The organism is Streptomyces sp. NBC_00663, from assembly GCF_036226885.1.
Taxonomy (GTDB): Bacteria; Actinomycetota; Actinomycetes; order Streptomycetales; family Streptomycetaceae; genus Streptomyces.
Genome location: NZ_CP109028.1, coordinates 100,468 through 124,772, shown reverse-complemented (window position 1 = coordinate 124,772; position 24,305 = coordinate 100,468). Strand labels below are relative to the sequence as shown.

The following is a 24,305-nucleotide window of genomic DNA, read 5'->3' as shown; positions in this document are numbered from 1 at the left end:
GGAACTGATCCATGCCTCTCGTCGTCGTCGGAATCAGCGTGCTGGTCCTGCTGTTCCTCATGACCAAGCTCAAGCTCAACGGCCTCATCGCCCTCCTCCTCGTGGCCGTCGGTGTCGCGCTCGTCCAGGGAATCCCGGCCGCGGAGATCGGTGACGTCCTCGGCGAGGGCGTCGGTGACCAGATCGGCGACACCCTGCTCGTCGTCGGGCTCGGTGCCATGCTCGGCCGGGTCATGGGGGACTCGGGCGCCGCCCAGCGCATAGCCGGCCGGCTCGTCGACGCCTTCGGGCCGCGGCACGTCCAGATCGCCATGGTCATCACCGCCATGCTCATCGGCGTGACCATGTTCTACGAGGTCGCGTTCGTCATCATCGTGCCGGTCGCCTTCACCATCGTCCGCGTCACCCGCAAGAACCTGCTGTGGGTGGGGCTTCCGATGTCGATCGCCCTGTCCACGATGCACAGCTTCCTGCCGCCCCACCCCGGCCCCACCGCCGTCGCCGCCACCTTCGACGCGTCCGTGGGTCACACCCTGCTCTACGGTCTCTTCTTCGCCGTGCCGATCGGTGCGGGCATCGCGCTGGTGTGGCCGCGACTGCCGTTCGTGCGGCGGATGGACCCCTCGATCCCCCAAGGGCTCGTCACGGAGCGGGTGTTCGAGGACGACGAGATGCCGGGCATGGGCTGGTCGCTGTTCGTCGCACTGGTCCCGATCGTGCTGATCGCGGGGGCCGCCGTGGCCGACATGGCGGTGGACGACGACAAGAACGAGGTCCTGCACGCCGTCGACTTCATCGGCTCCGCGCCGGTCGCCCTGCTGCTCACCCTGTGCCTGGCCATCTGGGCGTTCGGCCCGCGCATCGGCCGCAGCCTGGACGAGGTCAGCGCCTCCTGTGTCTCGGCGGCCAAGTCGATGGCGATGATCCTGCTGGTCATCGGCGCCGGCGGCGCCTACAAGGGGGTCCTCGTCACGGGCGGGATCGCCGACTACATCAAGGACTTCACCGAGGGCTGGGACATCTCGCCGATCATCCTGGCCTGGCTCATCGCCGCGATCCTGCGCATCGCGCTGGGCTCGGCGACGGTCGCCGTGGTCACGGCCGCCGGTGTGGTGGCCCCGCTCGTCGCGGGCAGCGGTGTCCACCCCGAGCTGATGGTACTGGCCGTCTCCTGTGGCTCGATCGCCTTCAGCCACGTCAACGACCCCGGCTTCTGGATGTTCAAGGAGTACTTCAACCTGTCGGTCCTCGACGCGATCAAGGCGCGTACGACGTACACGACCGTGCTGGCGATCCTCGGCCTGGGCGGCGTACTCGCCGTCGAACGGGTCCTGGACGCCCTGAGTATCTGACCTGCCCTCTTTTTCGCTTTAAGGATTTGCGATGACCAGCCGAAACCAGCCCACCGTCACCGCGTTCGCCGTCTATCCCGTCGCCGGGCGCGACTCGATGGAGCTGAATCTTTCCGGTGCGCATGGCCCGTACTTCACCCGCAACGTCGTCGTCCTGACGGACTCCGAGGGCCGCACGGGGCTCGGTGAGGTGCCGGGCGGGGAGAAGATCACGCGGACGCTGCGGGACGCCGAGTCGCTGGTCGTGGGCGCGCCGGTGGGCGACTACAAGCGGGTTCTGCGGGAGATCGGGGAGCGGTTCGGCGACCGCGACTCCGGCGGCCGTGGTTTGCAGACCTTTGATCTGCGGACGACTGTCCACGCGGTCACGGCCGTCGAGTCCGCCCTGCTCGACCTTCTGGGCCAGCATCTCGACGTTCCGGTCGCGGCCCTGCTCGGTGACGGGCAGCAGCGGGAGTCCGTACGGGTTCTCGGTTATCTCTTCTACGTCGGCGATCCCGACCGCACGGATCTGGAGTACGTCCGTGAGCCCGACGCGGACGTGGAGTGGTACCGGATCCGGCGCGAGGAGGCGCTCACGCCCGAGGCGATCGTGCGGCAGGCGGAGGCGACGTACGAGCACTACGGCTTCCGGGACTTCAAGCTGAAGGGCGGGGTGCTGGACGGGGCGGAGGAGGTCGAGGCGGTACGGCAGCTGAAGAAGCGTTTCCCTGAGGCGCGCATCACCCTGGACCCCAACGGGGCGTGGTCGCTGCGCGAGGCGGTCGAGTTGTGCCGGCCGCTGGTGGGCACGCTCGCCTATGCCGAGGATCCGTGCGGTGCGGAGGACGGCTACTCGGGGCGCGAGATCCTCGCGGAGTTCCGCCGGGCGACCGGGCTGCCCACGGCGACGAACATGATTGCCACGGACTGGCGGCAGTTGACCCATGCCCTGGCGCTGCAATCGGTGTACATCCCGCTGGCCGACCCGCACTTCTGGACCATGCAGGGCTCGGTGCGGGTGGCTCAGTTGTGCAACTCGATGGGTCTGACGTGGGGTTGTCATTCCAACAACCACTTCGACATCAGCCTGGCGATGGTCGCGCACTGCGGTGCGGCGGCGCCCGGTGAGTACAACGCCCTCGACACGCATTGGATCTGGCAGGAGGGGATGGAGCGGCTCACCGTCGCCCCGCCGCGCATCGTCGACGGGGAGATCGCGATTCCTCGGGCTCCGGGGCTTGGCGTCGAGCTCGATCGGGACCGTCTGCTGGCCGCCCATGAGCTGTACCGCGAGAAGGCTCTGGGGGCCCGGGACGATGCGATCGGCATGCGCTATCTCGTGCCCGGCTGGACCTTCGACAACAAGCGGCCGTGTCTGGTGCGTTGAGGTCAGGGGTTACAGGCCCAGGTCCAGGGCCAGGCACGAGTAGTACTTCCATGAAGCTTCGGGGTTGTACGAGCTGTTCGCTCCGGCGGTCGGGGCTGACTCGACCGCTTCGGTCATGTCCTCGAAGCTGATGCGCTCGGGGAGCTTGCCGAATCGCGCGTGCCGTACTGCCGACTCGGCGGCTTCCGTGGTGAGTGCCTTGTTCATGACCGTGCTCCACTTCGTCGATCGTGGATGGCGTCCTGGTTGTTGCCTTGGCCGAGCATGAGCATGCATCCCGCTTGCGTCACCTGTCAAGGCGGTGACGGCAAGTGGGCGTGCCTGGTGGGCGCGGTGCTGGTTGTCGCTTGTAGACGAGTAGACGAGCGTCAGCCCGGCGGGTGTGCGGCAGGGGAAGTGGTGCTCTCCCCCGCCGCACCCTGGGTCAGGCCTCGGCGCGCTTGGGCAGGCGCCAGTTCGGGCGCGGGAAGTGGCAGGTGTAGCCGTTCGGGTAGCGCTGGAGGTAGTCCTGGTGCTCCGGTTCGGCTTCCCAGAACGGGCCGGCCGGCGTCACCTCGGTCACCACCGGTCCCGGCCACAGTCCGGAGGCGTCGACATCGGCGATGGTGTCCTGCGCGATGCGGCGCTGCTCCTCGTCGTAGTAGTAGATGGCGGAGCGGTAGCTGGCGCCGATGTCGTTGCCCTGGCGGTTGCTCGTGCTCGGGTCGTGGATCTGGAAGAAGTACTCCAGGATCGTGCGGTAGTCGGTGGCCGTGGGATCGAAGGTGATCTCGATCGACTCCGCGTGCTTTCCGTGGTCGCGGTAGGTGGCGTTGGGCTTGTCGTTGTCGCCGCTGTAGCCCACGCGTGTGTGGGTCACGCCGGGCAGGGCCCGGATCAGCTCCTGCATGCCCCAGAAGCAGCCGCCCGCCAGCAGCGCCCTCTCCTCGGCGTCGCTCATGGCACCTCACCTTTCCGTTCGCGTTGTTCGCGCAGGGCTCCAGGCTCGCATGTCGGCGGTCTGAAGAGAGCCCCTCTCATCACCATCTTGGCAGGTGATGAGTTGCGTGACTGAATCACTGTTGCTCGTCACCTTTTGAAGCGGTGACGGAGTCCAGTGGGACTGGAACACCGTGGGTACCGGGAGAAATTCCTGGCAGGGACGACGCTCAGCTCTGCGAGCGGTGCGGATGCGCCGGGTATACGCCGAGGATGCGGACCTCGGTGGAGAAGAAGCGCAGTTCGTGCAGGGCGAGGGCGATGCGCTCGTCGTCGGGGTGGCCCTCGATCTCGACGTAGAAGCGGCTGGCGTTGAGTCCGGCGCCGATCTGGTAGCTCTCGATCTTGGTGAGGTTGACGCCGCTGCTGGCGAACCCGCCGAGCGCCTTGTAGAGGGCGCTCGGGATGTTGCGGACGCTGAAGAACAGACTCGTCATCGTCGGCTCCCCGGTGTGCGGGGCGAAGACGGCGTCCCGGGAGAGCACGACGAAGCGGGTGGTGTTGTCCGGGTCGTCCTCGACCTCGGCGCGCAGTACATCGAGACCGTAGAGCTCGGCCGCGGCCGGCGGGGCGAGCGCCGCGTGCCGCGGGTCACCGAGCTCGGCCACCTCGCGGGCGGCGCCGGCGGTGTCGTCGCTGACGAGGGTGCGCCAGCCGCCCTCTCGCAGGATCTTGCGGCACTGTCCGAGTGCGTGCACGTGACTGCGTACGCACTCCACCTGGTCCAGGGTCGCGCCGGGCACGCCCATCAGGTCGAAGCGGATGGCGAGGAAGTACTCGGCGACGATGTAGAGACCCGACTCGGGCAGCAGGTGGTGCACGTCGGCGACGCGTCCGGCCGCGGAGTTGTCGACGGGGATCACGGCGACGTCGGCGGTGCCCAGGGTCACGGCGTCCAGTGCCTGCTCGAAGCCGGTGCAGGGCAGTTCGGCGCTGTCAGGGTAGAGGGCGCGTGCGGCGGTCGCCGAGTTGGATCCGGGTTCACCCTGATATGCGGCGGTCGTCACCGTGTTCAGCCTTCCTGGGCATGGTCTCGTCGTGAGGTCGTGTCGTGAGGCGGCAGTGGCTCCGTCGCCTGGCGCACCTGCTGAAGTATCAGGGAGCAGGCGTGCTGGTGAGACTCGGCAACCACATGGTGGACAGTGGCCCCGGCTCGTGCCGGTCCCTGGCCTGGTTCTGCGGGATGGCGCCGCGGCGGAGCCGTATAGGAACCTCACGACGCGCGTCGGCCCGACGAGGGGCAGCGCGCATGGGATCAGGCGTGGGAGCTATTACGCCGTAATAGCGGAGGGTCTCTATTACGGCGTAATAGCGGAGGGGTCTCTGAGCGATCTCCGCGATGGAGCCATAACCGGGAACGGGTCAGGTGGACGAAGCCACGGCCACCGAACCCGACTGGGAACGGGGGGTCTTCGCTCCCGGCTTCTTCGGGGCGATCGTGCGCGGGTCGACGGCCTCCCCCGGGGCGCCCTCGCGGTAGAGGCCTTCGGGAAGGCTGTCCCGGTCGTGAGGAAGCAGGAAGAACACCCGCCGCTTGTACAGACCGCTGTCAGGGTCAGGGGTGGCGTCGTCGTCCAGGAGCGCGTAGCCCACCATGCGTCCGTCGCGGGCGTACGGCGGCTTGGTGTTGCGCCGCCTGGTCTTGTCCAGCGCCTGGCGCACGTAGTCGAGCCGTTCGGCGTTCTCCAGCCACACCACCTCGGCCTCGTGGATGAGGTCGCTCTCGGTCAACAGCGAACTCATGGCTGTAGCCCCTCCTTCTCCGGCGTGCTCCCCGGCCGTGGGGGAAAGTCCGGGCATCTGTCCGTGTCGCTCCAACCCGCTCGCCGCCAGGTGGCGGGCCGCTCCGTGGGGGTCACCGCGGGCGTGGCCTGGCCACCATCGTAGAGCGCAGGCCAAGGCCGGTGTAGGGCACGTGGTGTGGACGGCCCACCTACGCCAGCCGTCATGCCTGCTCCAGCAGTGCGATGCCCGGGTAGTACTTGCGGCCATTGGACTTGATCATGTCGGTCGGCGAGGTCACGCCCACCTCCTGGCGGACGCGGTTCGCGAAGACCCGTGGTGTCGCGGGCCGGATCCCCTCGCCGGCGTTGCACCAGGAGCTGTACTCCGCGTAGAGGAGCCCCTGTTCCACGCGCAGGTCCCTTCTCGCATCGCAGTCCCGCGTGCAGCATTCGGTGAGGAAACGGCCGATGTGGTCCTCGGTGGTGGCGTAGGCCGTGGTGGCGATCCGGACCCGGTCGGGGCCCTCCAGCGGGTCCCTGGTGCGCAGATACCGCTGTGCGCCCTCGATCAGCCACTGTAGGATTCCCGGCCCCTCGTCGCGGACGAGTTCGAAGGCGAGGTTGTCGATCCTGCGGTGCGCGGGGACGGTCCGGGTGAAGGGCAGCAGGCGAATACGCCTCCAGAACGCGTAGCCTCCGGTGGAGACCTCCGGGCGGTGGTTGCCCAGCAGCCACAGGTGGTGGGTCGGGGTGAACGAGAAGTAGTCCTGCCGCATCCGGCGGGCCTTGATCTTGTCGCCGCCCGTGAGGAGGCGGACTCGAGCCTCGTCGAACTTGTCGTTCGGCTTCAGCTCGCTGCACACGATCAGGCGGCGCCCGTGCAGTTCCGTCAGCTCCGTGGAGTGCTCCGAGAACGCTCCCCTGTCCATCAGGAAGCCGGGCGGAGCAGCATCGGCGTAGTCACCGAGGATCTGGATCATGATGTCGAGGAGAACGGACTTGCCGTTCTTGCCCTCACCGTGAAGGAAGGGCAGCACCTGGGCGCCCACGTCGCCGGTGATGGAGTACCCCAGCAGCAGGTGCAGGAAGTCGATCATCTCCCGGCCCTCGTCGTCGTCCCCGAAGGTGTCGGCGAGGAAGCGGTGCCAGCGGGGCGTCTCCATGGTCAGCGGGGCGACGCTGGTGGCACGGGAGTGGAAGTCGCGGGAGGGATCCGGCTTACGCAGAAGCCCGTTGTGCAGGTCGACCACTCCGGCCGGGGTGCACAGGGCGTACGGATCTCCGTCGAGCCGGTCGGGGTCCACGGAGATGTCCGGGGATGCCTTTGCCTGCGTCAGCAGGGCTTTGAGGCCTGTCGTGGAGAGGGTGCGCCGCTTGTGCTGGGCCAGCTCGCGGTCGCTGAAGACGCCTCTCGGATCGGTGACCGACAAGTCCTCTGCCATCTCCCCCGCGGCCCACAGTGCGGCCTTTTCCCCTCCCCCGCGCTTCCACCGGTAGCCGTCCCATGCGAACCAGCCCAGTCCCTCCACATGGCGGAACTGATCGCGGTGCAGCTGCACAAAGAGACGGGCGTTGCCTCGGTCGGAGAGCGAGGGTGGGAACGGGGCCGAGGGCGGCAGTGTTGCCGAAGGGAGCGTGGGGGCCGAGGCCGGGGCCGGCATAGGGGGCGAAGAGGGTAGGGGGACTGAAGAGGGCAGGGGGACTGAAGCACCTTCGCCGGCTGGCGCGGGTACGGCGGCGGAGGCGTCGATGCCAGTGACGCTCTGCGCGGGCAAGCGGGCGGGGCCGGGGGCCGGTTCCGCGGACTGGAGGTCGAGCATCTGCTGTGCGGCGGCCTGCGGGTCAAAGCGCGGCGAGCCTTCGGCACTGCTGCTCATGGACGTCCTTTGAGGTGAAGCGGGCGGACGGACCCTACGGCAAGGGCGTCGTCAACGATCTTTTCATTTCGGGACTGCTGCCAAGGGCGGGCGTAGTGGGCGACACGGAGAAGTCGGTCACGTATTACGGCGTGCTCAAAGTGTCCTGCTCCGACCAGACCACCGGCCGTGTAGGCCGCCCGGTTGAGCTTCTCCGTGAAACCGGTCCCCTCCCGGGCAGCAGCACACTCAGCGACCAGGGCGATCAGGGGATCCATGACCTGATGGGCGGCGGCTGTGCGCTGGGGACCACGGGCTGGGGGGACGGGCACTCCACCGGCCGGCCCACTGGGCACCGGGCCGGGGACCGCATTGGCCGCGGTCGGCGCGGTCGGCGTCTGCTTCTCGATGACATGTCCGGTACGGCGGAGCTCGTTGCTGAGCCACTGCGGCAGTACGGCCGGATGCCGGACGGTCCCCTCCGCACGGTAGATGCCCTTCGGCGTCCAGGTGCCGGGCGCCACGATGTAGCCGCCCTCTGCTCGGACGTCGACTTGCCAGGCCAGCGCGGTATTTCGGCCGGACCCGGTGGAACACCGGTAGCGGATGGAGGGTTCGGGGTTCCGGTACCAGACGTGCAGGCCGCCGGAAGGCGTGCGTACCCGCAATGTGCTCTCGTCCTGAGCCGGATCCGCCTCTCCCCGATAGGCCGCGAGCAGCGCCAAGGTATCGAAGCCTGCGGCCAGACCGTCGAGTTGGACCTGGTCGGGGATGGGGATACCGGGGAGGAGGTGCGCCCGGTCCGCGAGCGGCGCCTGATGGGCGTCGATGTCGATCACGACGAGAGCGGCAGGGCCACAGGCGACGCCGACCCCGGCGGAAGGGGTGTCGGTCCACCATCGGTCGATGAGCTCAGGGTCGGTCGTTGCCGCGTGGAAGCCATGGCAAGGGCGGCCTTCGAGGTGGCAGGGGCAGGAGGTCGGCTCGTGCCGGCTTCCTGAGCTCGCCGAGCAGGCAGGGCAGTTGCCCACAGGGGTCTTGCGCCCGGGGGACAGCGGGTGCACCGGCCAGCCTTGCGCGGCGCACCATCGCGCGACGGCTCGCGGTGCCGCAGGTGCGGCGCTGGCTGCGCTCTGCCGGTTCTCCCCTACGCGCGGCACGGAATCGTCCTCGTCAGTTCTGTCTGCCCGATCCTTCACACACCTGCGGGGCGGACGCCGCGGCAGGGACTGAAGGGACTCTGATGCGGAAGAGTGTAAAGCCCGTGTTCGCAAAACAAAGGCTGCCCAACCCGCGTGCCGTTTCTATCAGGTTCGTGGGTCCCTTTGGTCCCTGGCGCGGTCGGTCCCTTTTCACCCTAGGGGCTGGAGGGACCCACGAGCAGGAGGCGTGTTGAGCCACCGAAGGCGCGGGGGCGCCGTCAGGGACGGAAAGGGGCCAGGGACCAAACGGCAGGGGCTGGGCATCCAGGGAGGGACTGACGAGGGGGTGCGTATCTGTGCAGGTCAGAGCGCCTTTAGCATCGCCATCAGGGACTGTAGGGACTGAACTTCCCCAATTATGAGCTGTACTTGATGATGAGTTACGTATACGCGCGCGCGTACGAATACATGTCTTGTCTACGTCATAATTGCGGAGTTGAGTCCCTACAGTCCCTGTTAGAGGGATGGAGATGCCTCTGACCTGCACAGATATCAGGGACGGAAGGTCAGGGACTGAAACTCGGAGAGTCCCTTGAGTCCCAGGCGGGGGTGGGCCTCGGACCCTGTCTCCGCTCCGCTCTCCCCCGGCAAGCGAGACCACTCCAGACCCTGGGGCTCTGCCTGAGTAGGCGTGTCTGGATGAGTGGGCGGGGCTATTACGGCGTAATAGGTGAGCCCCTCCTTGGAGGGGCTGGACGTAGGGCGTTGCAGTGGGGACGGCGTCCCTACGGGCCGTTCCGCTTGAGCCCCTATCTCGATGCTGTCCTGAGCGCCTTGAGCCATGTCAGGAGAGCGGTCAGGGCCATCCGTTGCGCTGCGATGCTGGAGCAGGCCGCGCCGCGAGCAGGTCGCGAGCGGTGAGGCGGTGCCTTGGAGGCTTGCTGATCTATTACGCCGTAATAGGTCTGAGGGGTCGACAGGTGCGGTGCGTGGGCTGCGGGAGCCTCGGTGGGCTATTACGGCGTAATAGGGGGGCGGGGCCTCCCCTGCGCCACCAAGTCGCACTAACTAACGTGTCGATGGGGCAGATGATCTACAACGTTAGTAAGGTAGCGCCATGAGTATGCCAGCCACCTCAAGCGACCGGGCCAAGGTCGTCTCCAAGCTGCCGGGATGGCTCCGGCAGAACCTCAAAGTCAGAACCGCCCAACTCGGTATCGAGATTCAGACCGCCGTCGAGCAGGGCATCGCCGCCTGGTGTGACCTTGCCTCGGCCACAGCTTCGGTCGACACCGCAGGAGCCGAGTCCTTCTCCACCTTCCTGCCGCCAGGACAGTGGGAGGGATTCCGGAGCACCGCGGAGGACCGGCGCGTGTCCCTGATTCAGGGGCTCGCTCAGTCCGTTCAGCTCTGGCTCGACACCAACCCCGCCCCCGACGTGCAGCGTCCCGACATCACCCGTCGCATCGTTGTCTGCAACCAGAAGGGCGGCGTGGGCAAGACCGCCATCACGGCGGGCGTGGGGGAGGCCCTGGCCGAGGATTCCAACCGGCTCTTTCCCGTGCGCGTGGCCAAGGCTCTGGCCTCCGCGCTCCGAGCCAGTGACTCCGAGGGCGACGCAAGCGTCGCTGATACCGACCCGCTCGACATCGAGAAGCTCCCCGGAGCAGGCCTTCGTGTCCTCCTCGTGGACTTCGATCCGCAGTGCCACCTCACCAACCAACTGGGCGCGGCCCCGCTGGCGATGAACGGTGACAGCCTCACCAACCACATGGCCGGCGACCCCAAGGGTGAGCTGAAGGACCTGATCGTCTCCGTCGACGAGGATCATTTCGGAGGGCGGCTGCATCTGCTGCCCGCGTGCCATGACGCCTTCCTGCTGGACGTCCGTCTCTCAGCGGTGCGCGCCCGCGAGGCAGCTCTGGAGCGGGCGCTTCTGCCGCTCGAGGCCGATTACGACGTAATCATCGTGGACTGCCCGCCCAGCCTCGGCCTCAGCATGGACGCCGCCGCCTACTACGGGCGTCGGCGCGATGGCGAAGGGCCGGGCCAGTCCGGAGCCCTCATCGTCGTCCAGGCCGAGGACAGCTCCGCTGACGCCTATGACCTGCTCACCAACCAGATAGAGGATCTCCGTAACGACCTCGCCCTCGACATCGACTACTTGGGCATCGTCGTCAACCTCTACGACGGTCGGCGCGGCTACATCGCCACGTCGTCTCTCCAGGGATGGATCGACATAAAGGATCCGCGAGTTGTCGGCCTCATCAACGACCTCAAGGAACAGAAGGAAGCCGTCCGAATGAAGCAGCCTCTCCTGAGCTACGCGCCCGCCTCGCAGCAGGCCGTGGCCATGCGTGCACTGGCCCGGGAGATCTCATGAGCAAGGCCGACCAGCTGGGGGCCGGACGCTTTGGGGGAGGGGGACGGCCTGTCAGCGCCCGCCGGGCTGCCATCGGTGCCGCCACCGGCGTACCTACCGACGGGGTGGCTCCCCCCTCACGGCTCCCGGTCACCCGTATCAGCCCCAACCCGGAAAACCCACGGACCACCCTCGGGGATCTGAGCGAACTCGCAAGCAGCCTGAAGGAGCACGGGCAGAAGCAGGCCATCACGGTCATGAACCGGGATGCCTACATCAAGGCCAACCCGGCGCGTGCGGACGACCTCGAGCCCGACACCACCCATGTCGTCGTGGACGGCAGCAGCCGGCTGGCGGCCGCCCGCGAGGCCGGGCTCACCCATCTCAGTGTCATGGTCGACGATGAGCAGGGGAGTGACGGTGACGCCATCCTCGAATCTGCGCTGGTGGCCAACATCCATCGCGCCGACCTCGACCCGCTGGACGAGGCCCGCGCTCTGCAACGGCTGCTCGCCATCCATGGCTCGCAGGTGAAGCTCGCCAAGCGGCTGCGCAAATCCCAGGGGTGGGTGTCCCAGCGCCTAGCTCTGCTCAATCTCAGCCCGGAACTCCAGGCAGTGGTGGGGGAGGAGCCCGTCGAACTCCTGCGTTCCGTTGCCAAGGAATCGCACGATCGACAGGAGGCCGCCCTCCAGGAGCTCAAGGCTGAACGCGCCCGCAAGGATGCTGAGCGACGAGTGCCTGCCGCGCCCTCGGTCGTTGAGTCGTCGGAGGAGAGTGCTCCTGCCGTCCCCGTGCCGTCCCAGGCGGTCCGCGGTCAGGATGCTGCCAAGGAGGCCTCGGCCTCGGCCAAGGTCCTTGACGCCGAGCCAACGCCTGCGGCTGCCGAGGTAGTTGATCTCCTGGCGCAGGAGGATCCGAATCAACAGGCGGACCCCGCAGGTGACTCGCGCGAGGTGGAGCGTCCGGGCGGAGAGAGGGACCAGGCCAAAGCCGATCCGGGGACAGCCCGCCGGCTTCCTTACGACGACGGCGCGTTCATCGCCATGCACCTCATCCAGAAGATGAGCGACACCGAGTTCGACAAGATGTTGGACATCCTCAATGAGCATCAGAGCCAGCGAGTTGGGGCCCACGCCTGAGCTGGCGTCCTTCGTCGTTCTCATCGCGCCTGTGGCCGGCACGAGCATCGTCTCGTGCCGGCCACAGGCGTCTTCCGCTATTACGGCGTAATAGGTCGGCGAGCGGGAGTGTGAGGGAGTGGAGGAGTGCGGGTCGCGCAATGACGTGACGCTACTCGAACAGTTCGATTCTTCGCTCAGAGCGATTCTCCCGGAGAGACCTGCGAGGCCAGCGGAGCGGGCACCGGGTGCTGAGCGTCCTTTCGTGGATTCGCGAAGCACCGGTTTGACTGGTGACGGATCAAATATCCGGCCGCTCGGCGTCCGAAGGGTTTTCGACCCAGATGGGAGCACCAGTCACGCCGCCGAGGACGGGGTTGAGGACCGCGGCGAGAGAGAACTCGCCGTCGTCTCCGAGGAAACATGCGGCCCACCCGACAGCCAGCAACTGCTCGGGGTTGTTTGCGGTGCCGGCGGCACCCACCAGATCTGCCCGTACTGGCGTACGACCTGTCGTCCCGCTCGGCGAAGGGCCACCGTACGCAGATCCGCGAGGCCCTGGATTTTCGCCCGGCGGCCCGGGCCGATGAGGAGTGGCTGACCGGCTGGCTCGCTGATGCGGTCTGCCCGGTGGAACTGGTGGAGGACCGTTTGCGCGAGGCCCTGCTCGTGCAGTGCCGCAGTGACCGCATCGAGCCCCCGGGCCGTATCGAGCGGATCGTGGCCGCCGCGCGGGCGCGTGCGGACCGGGTCTTCTGCGTGCAGAGTGTCGCGCGCCTGGCGGAGCCTCGAACGGCCGCGCGGATTCCTAGGTCGGCGGCGACTTGGCGGATGGACTCAGGGGGTGCCGACGAGCACGGCGGTCGCGGCCAGGGTGGTGTAGTTCATCGTGAAGCGTCCGCCCAGGGAATCGATGGCGTCCCGACGCAGTCCAGTATTTCGGCCAGTTGATCGGGACGGAGTTGGGTGAGGCCGCCGGTGGTGGGTAGCAGGTCCAGCCATTGGTCGCGCGTGTAGGACTGTTCCCAGTCGAATCGCCACTGTTCGGGAGCGTTGAACTGTTCGGTCTCCCGGATCTTGTCAGCGAACTTCGCGTATCCCGCCTGGTAGAGGTCGAGCGGGCGTCGGGCCGGTTGACTGCTGAGCGGGGAGTCTGGCGCCACCCGCCGGAAGGCAGCGGCAAACGGTTCGGCCACCTCGGCAGGCGGCTCGTACACGTGTCCGAAGATCGCCAGCCGTCCCCCTGGACGCAGCACACGTGCCACCTTCACGGTGTCGGCGACCGGGTCCACCCAGTGCCACGACTGGGCGGCGATAACCGTGTCGAACGTCCGGCCGGCTGGCTGCCAGGCTTCGAAGGCCGCCACCGATTCGCCGACCGGAAAGCGATGGCATGACATGGCTTCCATGACGCACACGTATGCGCGGATCGCTCGGCAACGTTGCTCGGATCGCGGCGCCCATGTTTCCGTCGAGCGCATGTCCTGGAAGGGGGGGCGGGCTTTGAGGCGTATGACTGGCTGATGTGATGACGTGGCTGGAGGCCATGTGGCCTCCAGGCCCCCGTGGGCCGAGTGAACGTCGGCGGCGTGGTGTCAGTCGGTGTTCGTCTCGTCCTGCTTGACCAGGGTGTACATGACGGAACGCTGTTGCTTGTGGCGTCGGATACGGCCCTTGGCGACCAGCGATTCGAGGGTGTTGCGCACCACCTGCGGGGTGGGGTTGCGGTCCGGATGCTTCTCGAGGAGTTCGTCGCGCAACTCCTTCGCCAGACGCGGCTCTTCGTATCGGTCCAGCAGTTCCGCCAGCAGGTCACCGAGCAGGGGCTGGCGCGACTTCTCCTTCGTGACTGCCTTGGCCGTCTTGGCGGGGGGAGTGGTCTTGGGCGCGGAACGGCGGGTGCCTGTTCCGGCTGTGGTCTTCTTCGCCTTTGTGTTGGCGGGTTCGTCCTGCAACTGCTCGGGGACACGGGGTGTCTCCGCGGAGCTCTCATGTCGCTCGGCGAGGTTGAGGATGTCCGACAGGAGGGCTTCCTCCTGCTTCAGCACGGCGATCCTCGCCGCCAACTCCCGTTGTTCCTGGCGGTTCTCCTCCAGATCCGACGCAGCTTGCGCTACGTACCGCGATCGGAGCGTGGCAGCTGATTGGCTGGTCACAACCGTTCACTCCCTCCATATGAATGACGCTGCGCATGGTTCCCAGGCCGAGGTTGGCTCGCGGATAGGTGTCAGCGCCAGGTGGCTCGTCCAGCATGTCCACTCGTCACCATAGGCTCTGATGTACCTGTACGTGTCGGGAGCGTGGACTCTACTTGACCTCAAAGGTCCTGGAGAACCTGCGAAGGACCGAGAAACACACATTTCATGTGTGTGGAGAGGGAGTCAGTGTGCGGCGGCGGGGGCGGACTTCTTGCGCGCCCGGTACGCGGCGGCCTTGATCTTGTTGCCGCACGACTCCATGCCACACCACTGGCGGCGCATGCCGCGGGAGCGGTCGATATAGACGCGTGTGCACTCGGGGTTGCCGCACTCCTTCATCAACGGCACGTCCGGACCACTGAGGAGTTCCACCGCCTGGCGGGCGACGGTCGCCAGGGCCTGCTCGGGCGTCGCCTCGTTGAGGCGCCCGTTTGCGGTGAGCTGGGGGGTGACGGGAGTCTTGCGTGCGGCGGTGTTGACCAGGTCGAGGGCCGCCTCGTCGTACTCCTCGCCGAGGCGGCGGTCGGTGACGAGCCGGTAGATGGCTTCGCGGACGGCTGTGGCCTCCTGGACGTCGTCTTCCTTGCCGGCAGTGATCGTGTCCACCAACCCGGACTCCAGGTACCAGGCGTTCAACCGGTCCGGCGTCACGAACATCTCGAACCGGGTCGAGCGCCGGGCCCGGAGGGTGGCCGCGAAGTCGAGGGCCGGGTGTCCGCATACGAAGACATGGTCAAGGTTCACATCACCATCTTGACGGGTGACTCTGCGCGGAGGCAAGAAGCGTCACCGTCCCAAACGGTGCTCCCTGCCCTGCCAGCGTCGGCGCAGCCAGCGGTCGTGGCTGGCCACGACGATCGCGCCGGGGCCCGGGCCCAGTGCCGCCTCCAGTTCGTCGCAGAGGGTGGGGGAGAGGTGGTTGGTGGGCTCGTCGAGCAGGAGGAGCTGCGGTGGGCGGGCCACCAGGAGGGCCAGGGCCAGACGGCGGCGCTGGCCCACGGACAGGTGCCCGACCGGCTTGTCGAGGTCCGCCTCGTGCAGCAGGCCGAGCGAGCCCAGAGGTACCTTCTCCGCCTGCCGCATGCCCACCGTCTGCTCGTAGGTGTCGCGGACCGTGCGGTCGTACCGCTCGAAGGTCGTGTCCTGGGTGAGCATCCCCACCGTGAGCCTGCGGCGCCGGACCACCTCGCCCTCGGCCGGCAGCTGTCCGGCGAGTACGGCGAGCAGCGTCGACTTGCCTGTCCCGTTGCCGCCCGTGACCAGCAGCCGGTCGCTCGGCGCCACCTCCAGATCGGCCGGCGCGAGCCGCCCCGGCACCCGCACCTCGCTCAGCGACACCAGAGGCTGCGAGCCCTCCTCACTGCGCGCCGCCAGTTTCCCGGCCGCGAAACGCAGCGGGCGGGGCGGCTCGGCGACCCGGGTGCGCTCCAGCTCCTCCAGGCGCCGGGTGGCGTTGCGGACCCGGCGGGAGATCTGGCTCTGCACCCGGCCCGCCCGGTGGCTGTATCCCATCTTCTCGTTGTCGGTGGGCCCCCGGTCCGGCGCGACCCGGTGCGCGGTCACCCCCGCGGACTTCCGCAGCGCCGCCAACTCCTCCTGCTCCTCGGCGAACCGCCGCTCCCAGCGCTCGCGCTCGGCCCGCTTCTCCGCCAGGTAGGCGGAGTAGTTGCCGCCGTAGCGGACGGGTCCGTCCACCGCCGGGTCGAGGTCGATCAGATCGGTGCAGACGGCGTCGAGGAACGCACGGTCGTGGCTGGCGACGACGACCGTGCCGGGCAGGGCGCGGAGCTGTTCCTCCAGGAAGGCGGCGGCGTTGTCGTCGAGGTGGTTGGTCGGCTCGTCGAGGAGCAGGGCGGAGGGGCGGCGTACGAGGAGGGCGGCCAGGGTGAGTCGGCCGCGCTGGCCGCCGGAGAGTGAGCCGAGGGCGCGGTCGTGGGCGAACGTGCCGAGGCCCAGGCCGGCCAGAACCAGGGCGGCTCGGCGGTCGGCGTCCCAGGACTCCCGGTGCTGGGCCTGCTCCAGGCGCCTGCCGTAGGCGTCGAGGAGGTTTGGGTCCTCCGGGGTCCGGGCCAGCTCTTCGCCGAGGCGGTCCAGTTCGGCGAGGTCCCTGCGGGCCTCGCGCAGGGCCTCGTCCAGGACCGTGGCGATCGTGGAGTCGGCGTCGTAGGGCATCTCCTGGTGGAGGAAGCCCAGGTCGGCGGGGCGGGTGACGCTGCCCGCGTCGGGGTCGTCCAGGCCCGCGAGGAGCCGCAGGAGGGTGGACTTGCCGACACCGTTCTCGCCGATGAGTCCGATGCGGTGGCCGGGGGAGGCGGTCAGGGAGATGCCGTCGAGGATGCGGCGGTCGCCGAGGGTGCGGACGAGGTCGTGGGCGATCAGTGCGGACACAGGTGTCCCCTCAAGGGTGAGCGGTGGGTGGCCCGCCGGGCGCACGGCGCCTCGGACGCGGGCCAGGGCACACGTCACCGGCTCACACCTCGGGCGCCCCCGTCTCCTTGAGCGTGCCGTCGGCCAGGCGCAGCCAGCGGTTCACACCGATCTCGGCGAGGAACCGTTCGTCGTGGCTGACCACCATGAAGGCGCCCTGGTAGGAGTTGAGCGCGCTCTCCAGCTGGCCCGCGCTGACCAGGTCGAGGTTGTTGGTCGGCTCGTCGAGCAGAAGCAGGTGCGGCGCCGGTTCGGCGCACAGGACGCAGGCCAGCGTGGCGCGCAGGCGTTCGCCGCCGGACAGGACGCCGACCGGGAGGTGGGCCCGGGCGCCGCGGAAGAGGAAGCGGGCGAGGAGGTTCATGCGCTCCGCCTCGGGCCGTTCGGGGGCGAAGGCGGCGAAGTTCTCGGCGACCGTGCGGTCCAGGTCAAGCAGGTCCAGGCGCTGGGAGAGGTAGGCGATCCGGCCGTCGTTGCGCTTGATCTCACCGCTGTCCGGGGTGAGTTCGCCGGTGATCAGGCGCATGAGGGTGGTCTTTCCGGCGCCGTTGGGGCCGGTCAGCGCGATGCGTTCGGGGCCGCGGACGGTCAGGTCGACGCCGCCGTCCGTGAACACCGGGCTGTCCCCGAGGCTGACCTGCATGCCCTCGCCGTGGAAGAGGTTGCGGCCCGCGGGCACCTGGGTGTCGGGCAGTTCCAGGGTGAGGCGCTGCTCGTCGCGCAGGGCGCGGCCGGCCTCATCGAGGCGGGCCTTGGCCTCGCTGACCCGGGAGGCGTGCATCGTGCCGGACTTGCCCGCGGCCTCCTGGGCGCCGCGCTTCATGTTGCCGGCGAAGATCTTGGGCAGCCCGGCGTTCTTGAGGTTCTTGGAGGCGTTGCTCATCCGCCGCTCGGCGCGCTCGCGGGCCTGCTGCATCTCCCGCTTCTCGCGCTTGAGCTCCTGCTCGGCGTTGCGGACGTTCTTCTCGGCGACCTCCTGCTCGGCGCGCACGGCCTCCTCGTACTCGGTGAAGTTGCCGCCGTACAGGCGCAGTTCGTCGCTGCCGAGTTCGGCGATGCGTTCCATGCGGTCGAGCAGGGAACGGTCGTGGCTGACCAGGAGGAGGGTGCCGGTGAAGTCCGTCAGCACGTCGTAGAGCTTGTGGCGGGTCTCGGTGTCGAGGTTGTTGGTGGGCTCGTCGAGGAGGAGGACGTCGGGGCGCTTGAGGAGCTGGGCGGCGAGGCCGAGGGAGACGACCTGGCCGCCGCTGAGCGTGCCGAGGCTGCGGTCCAGGGGAAGGTCGGCCAGGCCAAGGCGGTCGAGCTGGGCGCGGGTGCGCTCCTCGATGTCCCAGTCGTCGCCGATGGTGGCGAAGTGCTCCTCGGCGACATCGCCGGACTCCACGGCGTCCAGGGCGCGAATCACCGAGGCGACGCCGAGGACCTCGGCGACCGTGAGGGTGCCGGTCAGGGGGAGGCTCTGCGGGAGGTAGCCCAGGGTGCCGGTGGCGGAGACCGTGCCGGTGGCGGGCTTGAGTTCACCGGCGATCAGCTTGAGCAGGGTGGACTTGCCGGAGCCGTTGGGGGCGACCAGGCCGGTGCGGCCGGGGGTCACGGAGAAGGACAGGTCCTGGAAGACGGGGGTGTCGTCGGGCCAGGCGAAGGAGAGGTTCGAGCAGACGACGGACGCGTCGGACATGGAATGACCTCGGGTGGGTCGAGGGCGGAGAAGAGAGCTCTGCCCTGGGCAGACGTGGGAAAAGGGGTACGACGAGACGGACCACCTCGGCAGCGCTCCTGTGCGCCGGCCGGTGGCCGTCAGCTCCGGGTCTCACCCGGAGATGTCGTCTTCACCCACCACGTCTGTGACTCCTCGATACACGGTCAACGTCTCTCGCAGCCTAACAGCGGCGATCGGCCCGGCTCATACGTGTGCAACATCCAGGTCAGCCGACGCGGTACCGCACTGGAAGCGCCAGCACCCCGCGGATGATGCCGGAGCCGATCCACTCCAACTCGGCGGCGGGCACCGCGAGTTCGAGTACGGGGACACGGGCGAGCAGGACCCGCAGCGCGATGGTCGCCTCGAGGCGGGCCAGCGGGGCGCCCAGGCAGTAGTGGATGCCGTGTCCGAAGGCCAGGTGCCGGGCGGCGGGGCGGGTCACGTCGAGTACGGCGGGGTGGGCGTTCTCGGCCTGCGGGGCGTCGCGCCCGGCCGCGCCCAGGGCCACGACGACCATGCTGCCCCGGGGGATCGCTACCCCGGCGAGTTCGAGGTCCTCGGCCGCGTAGCGGCTGGTGGAGCGTTCGACGGAGGGGTCGTAGCGCAGGAACTCCTCCACCGCGCCGGGCAACAGCTCGGGGTGCTCTCGCAACAGCCGCAGCTGGTCGGGGTGTTGCAGCAGGGCGAGCTCGGCGTTGCCGAGCAGGTTCACGCTGCTCTCGTGGCCGGCGACGACCAGCATCATGGCCGTGCCCACGAGTTCCGCCTCGGTCAGCCGGCCGTCTTCCTCGTCGCGTACGGCGACCAGGGCGGACAGCAAGTCGTCCTGTGGGCGGCGGCGCTTCTGCTTCAGGACGTCGGCCAGCAGCCCGTGCAGTCCGGTGAGAGCCGGGCGGTGTTCGGGAGAGGCGACCCGCAGCGCCTGGGCCGACCAGCGCCGGAAGTCCTGGTGGTGTTCCTCGGGGATGCCGAGGAGTTCGGCGATGACCGTGCCTGGTAGCGGGGCGTTGAACGCCTCGACGAGGTCGGTCTCGCCGGTCGGTGGCAGCGCGTCGACCAGGTCGTGGGCGATCTGCTCGATGCGCGGGGCCAGTTCAGCCGTACGGCGTGGGGTGAACGCGGCCGAGGCCAGGCGGCGCAGCCGGGTGTGCTCGGGCGGGTCGGCCTCCATCATCTGGGCGCCAAGCCCGACGGAGGGTTTGTTGAGTACGTAACCGGCGGCGGCCAGGGCCTCGGCGGCGGGGGTGGGGTCCTTGAGCAGCGCGGGGTGGGTGAGCGCCTCGCGGGCCAGGTCGTAGCCGACGATCACCCAGCCCTTGAGACCGAGGTGGAACTCGGCCGGGTGGATGGGCCCGAGTTCGCGCAGCTTGGCGTACCGCGCGGGGGCGTCGGCCTTGAAGGCGGCGTCGATGACGGTTCTGGTGTCCTGGTGGGGGCACTGCTCGTGGAGGCTCATGGGCCGCGAATTCTCTTTCCGTGTCGGCGGTCAGGTCGTCATCACGAGAACGAGCGGGGTTCCGGGCGGGTTCAGGTAGGGAGAGGGTTCGCCGAGGGGGCGGGTTCTTTTCAAGCCGGCGTTTCCCACGACCCGGCCGTCTTCCAGGCGCTGTGGCCGCCGCTCGGGCCCGTACGCGGGGCGCATGCGGTGAGGCTGGCTGACGACGCGGGCGGGCCGTCTGCGTGGCACGCCCGACGGCTCAGGCCGCGAACCCGATGTTGGTGACGTACTCGTACTGCCCCCACTGCGAGCCCAGGTCCACGATCTGGTCGACCCAGGCGTCGTCGAGGGCCTGGAGGTTGTCGGCGGCCCAGGCGTCGACGATGCGGTCCCAGTGGCGGATGTTGAGGGTGCGGAACTCCACCATGCGCTGCCGGGGTCGGGGGACCTGCGACTGGTTGAGGGGGTGGATCTCGACGCGGGTGCCGCGGCCCTCGCGGTTGAGGCGGGCCAGGAGGTAGCGGGCGGTGTTGTGGCGGCGGACGGTGCGGTAGGCCTGCTCGATGCGGTCGAGGTTCTTCTTGGTGGGGCTGCGCTTGCCGTCCAGCCAGGCCTTCAGGGTGCGGTCGGTGACCGTCAGGCCCGCGGCACGCGCGGCGGCCCGGGCGTGGTCGGTGCGGGTGAGGTAGTGCAGGCGGGCCAGCAGGCCGCGGCGGGCGGTGATGGGGGTGGCGATGTACCCGGCGAGGGCATCCAGGCGACGAGCCACGGCCTCGTGGCCCTTGATGCCGCGGGCGCCGTACATGCCGAACTGATGAGTGCGATCCGGCATTTCGTCTCCTCCCGCGCCCCGGTCTGTCGTGCAGGAGATCAGTATGGGCCAGGAGGGAGTGAAGTTCGCCGTACGGGGTGGCGGTGTTGCCGTGTGGCCAGGGCCTGGCGTGGCAGAGCCCGGGTCGCTCCCGATCGCTGCCAAGGCGGCCCAGGTCAAGGCGGCTTCGGTGGGGGACAGCGACTGAAGCGATGCAAAGTCGGAGACCTGGCGGGGACGGCATGCCCGCACCGGTGCTTTTCGGACGGCGTGGCTCCGGTCGACTTCACGTCAGATCCAGAGTCGCTTGAGTCGCTTCGGTCGCTTAGCCCGCAGGCGGCGTCCGCTTCGGTCGCTGACCCTCGATCGGCCCGAAAAGCGACCAGCGACTGAAGACCAGCTACCGAAGCAGCTTCGGTAGCTCTTCAGTCGCTGTGAAGAAGTACCAGGTCAGAGGGGTTCTGTCCCGGAAAACAGCGACTGAAGCGACTCAGCGACCAGGTATATGAAGACATTGGCGCGTGCGTGCGTGTGCGCGTGTGCGCGTCATATATTCAGTCGCTGAGTCGCTTCAGTCGCTGTTTTAGTCTCTTCACTATCGCTGACCTGCGGTTTTCTCGCAGCGACTGAGTAGCTACCGAAGACGTTCAGTCGCTGCGCTTCAGTCGCTCAGTCGCTGAGGCCTCCGAAGCGAATCGAATCTTTGTTTTCCACAGGGGACTCTCGGTTCCCACTTGCTTCGCTAGGCTGTTCCGGTCGCTCAGTCGCTTCGGTCGCTGGTGGGGGGTGCGCATGGCCTCTGAGCTGCACAACTCGCGTAGCTACTCATCTCTGTCCGCCCCAGTCGCGGGCCCGTTGGTGACAGCTCGGTGGTGTGCCAGCCGGGGATGGCCTGTCCATCCCCTCGCCCCGGGGCGCAAGACCCCCGCGGGCAACTGCGAGGACTGCCGTCGGCCCGGCCATCACCACACGGGCTGCGGCTGCCCTGCCGCGGGCCGCTGGTGCCACGGATTCCACGCCGCCACGCTGGACTTCGCCCGTATCGAGCAGTGGTGGGGCGCCAACCCGGGCTTCGGCGTGGGCATCTCCTGCGGGCCCGCGGGCCTGCTGGTCGTCGACATCGACGCGCACGAACGCCAACTCCCGGGCCGGGACCGCCTGCTGCCGGGCATCGCGATCGCCGACAGCATCGACCTGACCGGGCTGGCCAACGGCTTCCACACCATCGGCGTGCTCGCCGCCCTGCGCGGCTTCACCAGCCCCGCCGACGACGAGACCACCCTGCGCGTCAGGACCCCCTCCGGCGGCCTGCACGTCTGGTACCGGGCGCACAGCGGGCACCGCTGGCAGTGCTCCACCGGCTCCGGCGCCCGCGCGCTGGCCTGGCAGGTCGACGTACGGGCGTACGGCGGCTACATCGTCGCCCCCGGCACCGTGACCGACGCCGGGCTGTACGAGCCCGTCGGCCCCGCCCGGGAGCCCGCGCCCCTGCCCGACTGGCTGGCCCGCGAACTGGAGCGCACCGGGCATCTGCCGCCCGCGTACGTCCCCGCGCCCCGGCCGGTGCCGCCACGGGCCCGGCAGGCCGTCCTCGCCGCCGGAGGCGCCCAGGGGGCCGCCAGCCGCGTCCTGGCCGCGCTGCTCGCGGAGGTGGCCGCCTGTGCCGCCGTAAGCGAAGGAGCCGCGTTCTCCGAGAAGTTGAACCGGGCCGCTTTCACCGCGGGCGGTCTGGTGGCCGGAGGACAGCTCGCCGTGGACGAGGCCGAGCACGCCCTCAGGGAGGCCGCCGAGCACGCCAGGCCGGGCCAGGAACGCCGCTACACGGCCATCATCCGCAGCGGCCTCAGCGCCGGCCGCACCCGCCCGCTGCTGCCGGGAGGTCGCGCATGACGTCCCGCCAGGAAGACGCCCTCTTCGACGCCCAGGCCGTCGCCGCGCAGATCCTCGCCCAGCGCCCCTCCGCGCCGGCCCCCTGCCCCGACGAGGCCGACCCCGTGCAGGCCGACCCCGTGCAGGCCGAGGCCACCGCCGACGGGCTGCTGCCCGACACCCTCAGCGACCGGGGCAACGCCAAACTGTTCGTCCGGCTCTACTCCAACGACTACCGGCACGTCCCCGGACTCGGCTGGTTCCGCTGGGACAGCACCCGCTGGCAGATGGACGAGGACGACACCGTGATGTGGGCCGCCGGCGACCTCGCCGAGTCCCTCGCGAGCAACGACCCGCGCGGCGTGTACACCTCCCTCGCCCTCCAGCAGCACCGGCGCCGCGCCCTGAGCACCAGCGGCATGAACGCGATGCTCGCGCAGGCCAAGTCCGCGCCCGGCATGGTCCTCAACGCGGCCCGCCTCGACGCCGACCCGTACGCGCTGTGCACCCCGGCCGGAGTCGTGGACCTGCGCACCGGGCTGATCCGTACCCCCGACCCCGACAAGGACTTCCACTCCCGCTCCACCACCGCGGCCCCCCAGGCGATGCCCACCCCGCGCTGGGACCGCTTCCTCACCGACACCTTCGGCGACGGCCCCGAAGGCGCGGAGATGATCGACTTCCTGCATCTGCTGCTGGGCTACTCCATCACCGGCGACGTCGGCGGACAGGTCATGCCGTTCCTGTTCGGCTCCGGCAAGAACGGTAAGTCGGTGCTCCTGGACGTGCTGATCAAGCTGGTGGGGGACTACGCCGACGCCGCCCCGCCCGGCTTCCTGATGGCCCGCCCCTACGAGGGGCACCCCACCGACCTGGCCGAACTGCACGGCCGGCGCGTCATCGTGTGCAGCGAGGTCAAGCCGGGGGACCGCTTCGACGAGGCCCGGGTCAAGCTCCTGACCGGCGGCGACCGGATCAAGGCCCGCCGGATGCGCCAGGACTTCTTCAGCTTCCAGCCCACCCACAAACTCTGGCTGCTGGGCAACCACCGGCCCGAAGTGGGCACCGGCGGCTTCGCGTTCTGGCGCCGCATGCGCTTGATCCCGTTCGAGCGGGTCGTGCCGGACGACCGCAAGGTCGACAACCTCGCGGACATCCTGGTCACCGAGGAGGGCCCCGGCATCCTCAACTGGCTGATCCTGGGCGCCCGTCGCTACCTGGGCGGCCAAAAGGACCTCAACGGCCCCGAGCGGGTACGGATCGCCACGACGGCGTACGCGGAGACCGAGGACCACACGGGACGCTTCCTGTCGGAATCCTGCCGGCTTGCCCCGGAGTTGAGGGCCGAACAGGCACAGCTCTACGCGGTATATAAGAGCTGGTGTCACAATGAGGGGGCCCCGGCGCTCTCGTCCCGGGCCTTCGCGGCGCGGGTCCGTGAGGTGGTGGGACTGGAATCACCCAAGGAGATGATCCTGTCCAACCAGCGCAAGTACTACCCGGGCATCGGACTTGTCGCCGACGAGGAGACAGCATGAGCGCCCTCATCGCCGAGGACGAGCTCGTCCACGAGGACGACCTGGTCTGGCTCGAGGACATCAGCACGCTCGACTACGTGCGCCAGAGCCTGGACCGGCTGCCGACGCGCCGCGGCAAGCCCGCCTACCACCGTGACGGCCGCATGGTCGGGTACGCGGTGCTCGGCACCCGCGCCAAGCCCTCCCGCTCCTCGGGCACGTTCCGCCGCCGGGTCTTCTGGCTGCTGCCGCACGACCGGGACACCGACCCCGAGGGCCTGTACACGACGGGCGCGCCCGCCGAGGCCATAGACCCGCGCACGCTGGCGCCGGGCAGCAAGGGCCGCAAGACCGAGCGGTCCGAGGGCGGCCCGCTGTCGTCGGACGTGGCACAGCTCCAGCCGTGACAGCGGGGTCCTGACAGGGGACTCCTGACGGC

Annotated in this window: 19 protein-coding genes and 1 pseudogene; 7 read left to right on the top strand and 13 right to left on the bottom strand. The window is 68.9% G+C overall.

Annotated features, from left to right (window positions below):
• Positions 1-11: 11 nt before the first annotated feature.
• Together OG866_RS45120 and OG866_RS45115 are read left to right on the top strand one after the other, a co-directional pair.
• Complete coding sequence (locus tag OG866_RS45120; RefSeq protein ID WP_329344837.1) at positions 12-1,352, top strand: gluconate:H+ symporter; 1,341 nt, start codon at positions 12-14, stop codon at positions 1,350-1,352.
• 31 nt (positions 1,353-1,383) lie between these two features.
• Complete coding sequence (locus tag OG866_RS45115; protein WP_329344835.1) at positions 1,384-2,721, top strand: enolase C-terminal domain-like protein; 1,338 nt, start codon at positions 1,384-1,386, stop codon at positions 2,719-2,721.
• A 9-nt stretch (positions 2,722-2,730) separates the two neighbouring features.
• Here OG866_RS45115 and OG866_RS45110 read toward each other — a convergent pair whose 3' ends face one another.
• The 6 genes from OG866_RS45110 to OG866_RS45085 all read right to left on the bottom strand — a co-directional run bounded on the left by OG866_RS45110 (position 2,731) and on the right by OG866_RS45085 (position 8,439).
• Complete coding sequence (locus OG866_RS45110; RefSeq protein ID WP_329344833.1) at positions 2,731-2,928, bottom strand: hypothetical protein; 198 nt, start codon at positions 2,926-2,928, stop codon at positions 2,731-2,733.
• Positions 2,929-3,145: 217 nt separating this feature from the next.
• Complete coding sequence (gene msrA, locus OG866_RS45105; RefSeq protein WP_329344831.1) at positions 3,146-3,661, bottom strand: peptide-methionine (S)-S-oxide reductase MsrA; 516 nt, start codon at positions 3,659-3,661, stop codon at positions 3,146-3,148.
• A gap of 208 nt (positions 3,662-3,869) precedes the next feature.
• Positions 3,870-4,706 (bottom strand): prephenate dehydratase, encoded by an 837-nt coding sequence (locus OG866_RS45100; RefSeq protein WP_329344829.1) that lies wholly within the window; start codon positions 4,704-4,706, stop codon positions 3,870-3,872.
• A 355-nt stretch (positions 4,707-5,061) separates the two neighbouring features.
• The gene (locus tag OG866_RS45095; protein WP_329344828.1) at positions 5,062-5,442 is read right to left on the bottom strand and encodes a DUF6009 family protein; all 381 of its coding nucleotides are present in this window, start codon (positions 5,440-5,442) and stop codon (positions 5,062-5,064) included.
• 202 nt (positions 5,443-5,644) lie between these two features.
• Positions 5,645-7,300 (bottom strand): DNA primase family protein, encoded by a 1,656-nt coding sequence (locus tag OG866_RS45090; RefSeq protein ID WP_329344826.1) that lies wholly within the window; start codon positions 7,298-7,300, stop codon positions 5,645-5,647.
• Positions 7,297-8,439, bottom strand: a complete 1,143-nt coding sequence (locus OG866_RS45085; RefSeq protein ID WP_443063688.1) for a bifunctional DNA primase/polymerase — start codon at positions 8,437-8,439, stop codon at positions 7,297-7,299. Before OG866_RS45085 ends, OG866_RS45090 begins: the two co-directional genes overlap by 4 nt.
• 1,099 nt (positions 8,440-9,538) lie before the next feature.
• Between OG866_RS45085 and OG866_RS45080 the strand changes: the two genes are divergently transcribed.
• Together OG866_RS45080 and OG866_RS45075 are read left to right on the top strand one after the other, a co-directional pair.
• On the top strand, positions 9,539-10,804 hold the full coding sequence (locus OG866_RS45080; RefSeq protein WP_329344822.1) for a ParA family protein: 1,266 nt from the start codon (positions 9,539-9,541) through the stop codon (positions 10,802-10,804).
• Positions 10,801-11,925 carry a ParB/RepB/Spo0J family partition protein gene (locus OG866_RS45075; RefSeq protein WP_329344820.1) on the top strand — a complete coding sequence of 375 codons (1,125 nt, stop codon included), beginning with the start codon at positions 10,801-10,803 and terminating at the stop codon, positions 11,923-11,925. The genes OG866_RS45080 and OG866_RS45075 overlap by 4 nt, the downstream gene beginning before the upstream one ends.
• An 816-nt stretch (positions 11,926-12,741) precedes the next feature.
• Here the strand turns inward: OG866_RS45075 and OG866_RS45070 are convergent.
• The 7 genes and pseudogenes from OG866_RS45070 to OG866_RS45040 all read right to left on the bottom strand — a co-directional run.
• A pseudogene (locus OG866_RS45070) lies at positions 12,742-13,271 on the bottom strand (class I SAM-dependent methyltransferase); the annotation flags it as partial.
• A 228-nt stretch (positions 13,272-13,499) separates the two neighbouring features.
• Positions 13,500-14,060 carry a hypothetical protein gene (locus OG866_RS45065; protein ID WP_329344818.1) on the bottom strand — a complete coding sequence of 187 codons (561 nt, stop codon included), beginning with the start codon at positions 14,058-14,060 and terminating at the stop codon, positions 13,500-13,502.
• Positions 14,061-14,285: 225 nt separating this feature from the next.
• Positions 14,286-14,846, bottom strand: a complete 561-nt coding sequence (locus tag OG866_RS45060; protein ID WP_329344816.1) for a CGNR zinc finger domain-containing protein — start codon at positions 14,844-14,846, stop codon at positions 14,286-14,288.
• Between the two features lie 42 nt (positions 14,847-14,888).
• On the bottom strand, positions 14,889-16,490 hold the full coding sequence (locus OG866_RS45055; protein ID WP_329344814.1) for an ABC-F family ATP-binding cassette domain-containing protein: 1,602 nt from the start codon (positions 16,488-16,490) through the stop codon (positions 14,889-14,891).
• An 82-nt stretch (positions 16,491-16,572) separates the two neighbouring features.
• On the bottom strand, positions 16,573-18,207 hold the full coding sequence (gene abc-f, locus OG866_RS45050) for a ribosomal protection-like ABC-F family protein (protein WP_329344812.1): 1,635 nt from the start codon (positions 18,205-18,207) through the stop codon (positions 16,573-16,575).
• Between the two features lie 247 nt (positions 18,208-18,454).
• A complete protein-coding gene (locus OG866_RS45045) occupies positions 18,455-19,687 on the bottom strand; it encodes a cytochrome P450 family protein (protein ID WP_329344811.1) in 1,233 nt (410 codons plus the stop codon).
• Positions 19,688-19,928: 241 nt separating this feature from the next.
• On the bottom strand, positions 19,929-20,501 hold the full coding sequence (locus OG866_RS45040) for a transcriptional regulator (RefSeq protein WP_329344809.1): 573 nt from the start codon (positions 20,499-20,501) through the stop codon (positions 19,929-19,931).
• 837 nt (positions 20,502-21,338) lie between these two features.
• Between OG866_RS45040 and OG866_RS45035 the strand changes: the two genes are divergently transcribed.
• Genes OG866_RS45035 through OG866_RS45025 form a run of 3 tightly spaced genes read left to right on the top strand, consistent with a single transcriptional unit; the run spans position 21,339 to position 24,273 of the window.
• Positions 21,339-22,370: a bifunctional DNA primase/polymerase gene (locus OG866_RS45035; RefSeq protein ID WP_443063687.1), complete on the top strand. Its 1,032-nt coding sequence runs from the start codon at positions 21,339-21,341 to the stop codon at positions 22,368-22,370.
• Complete coding sequence (locus OG866_RS45030) at positions 22,367-23,887, top strand: DNA primase family protein (protein ID WP_329344806.1); 1,521 nt, start codon at positions 22,367-22,369, stop codon at positions 23,885-23,887. The genes OG866_RS45035 and OG866_RS45030 overlap by 4 nt, the downstream gene beginning before the upstream one ends.
• Complete coding sequence (locus tag OG866_RS45025; protein WP_109495787.1) at positions 23,884-24,273, top strand: DUF6009 family protein; 390 nt, start codon at positions 23,884-23,886, stop codon at positions 24,271-24,273. The genes OG866_RS45030 and OG866_RS45025 overlap by 4 nt, the downstream gene beginning before the upstream one ends.
• Positions 24,274-24,305 lie beyond the last annotated feature (32 nt).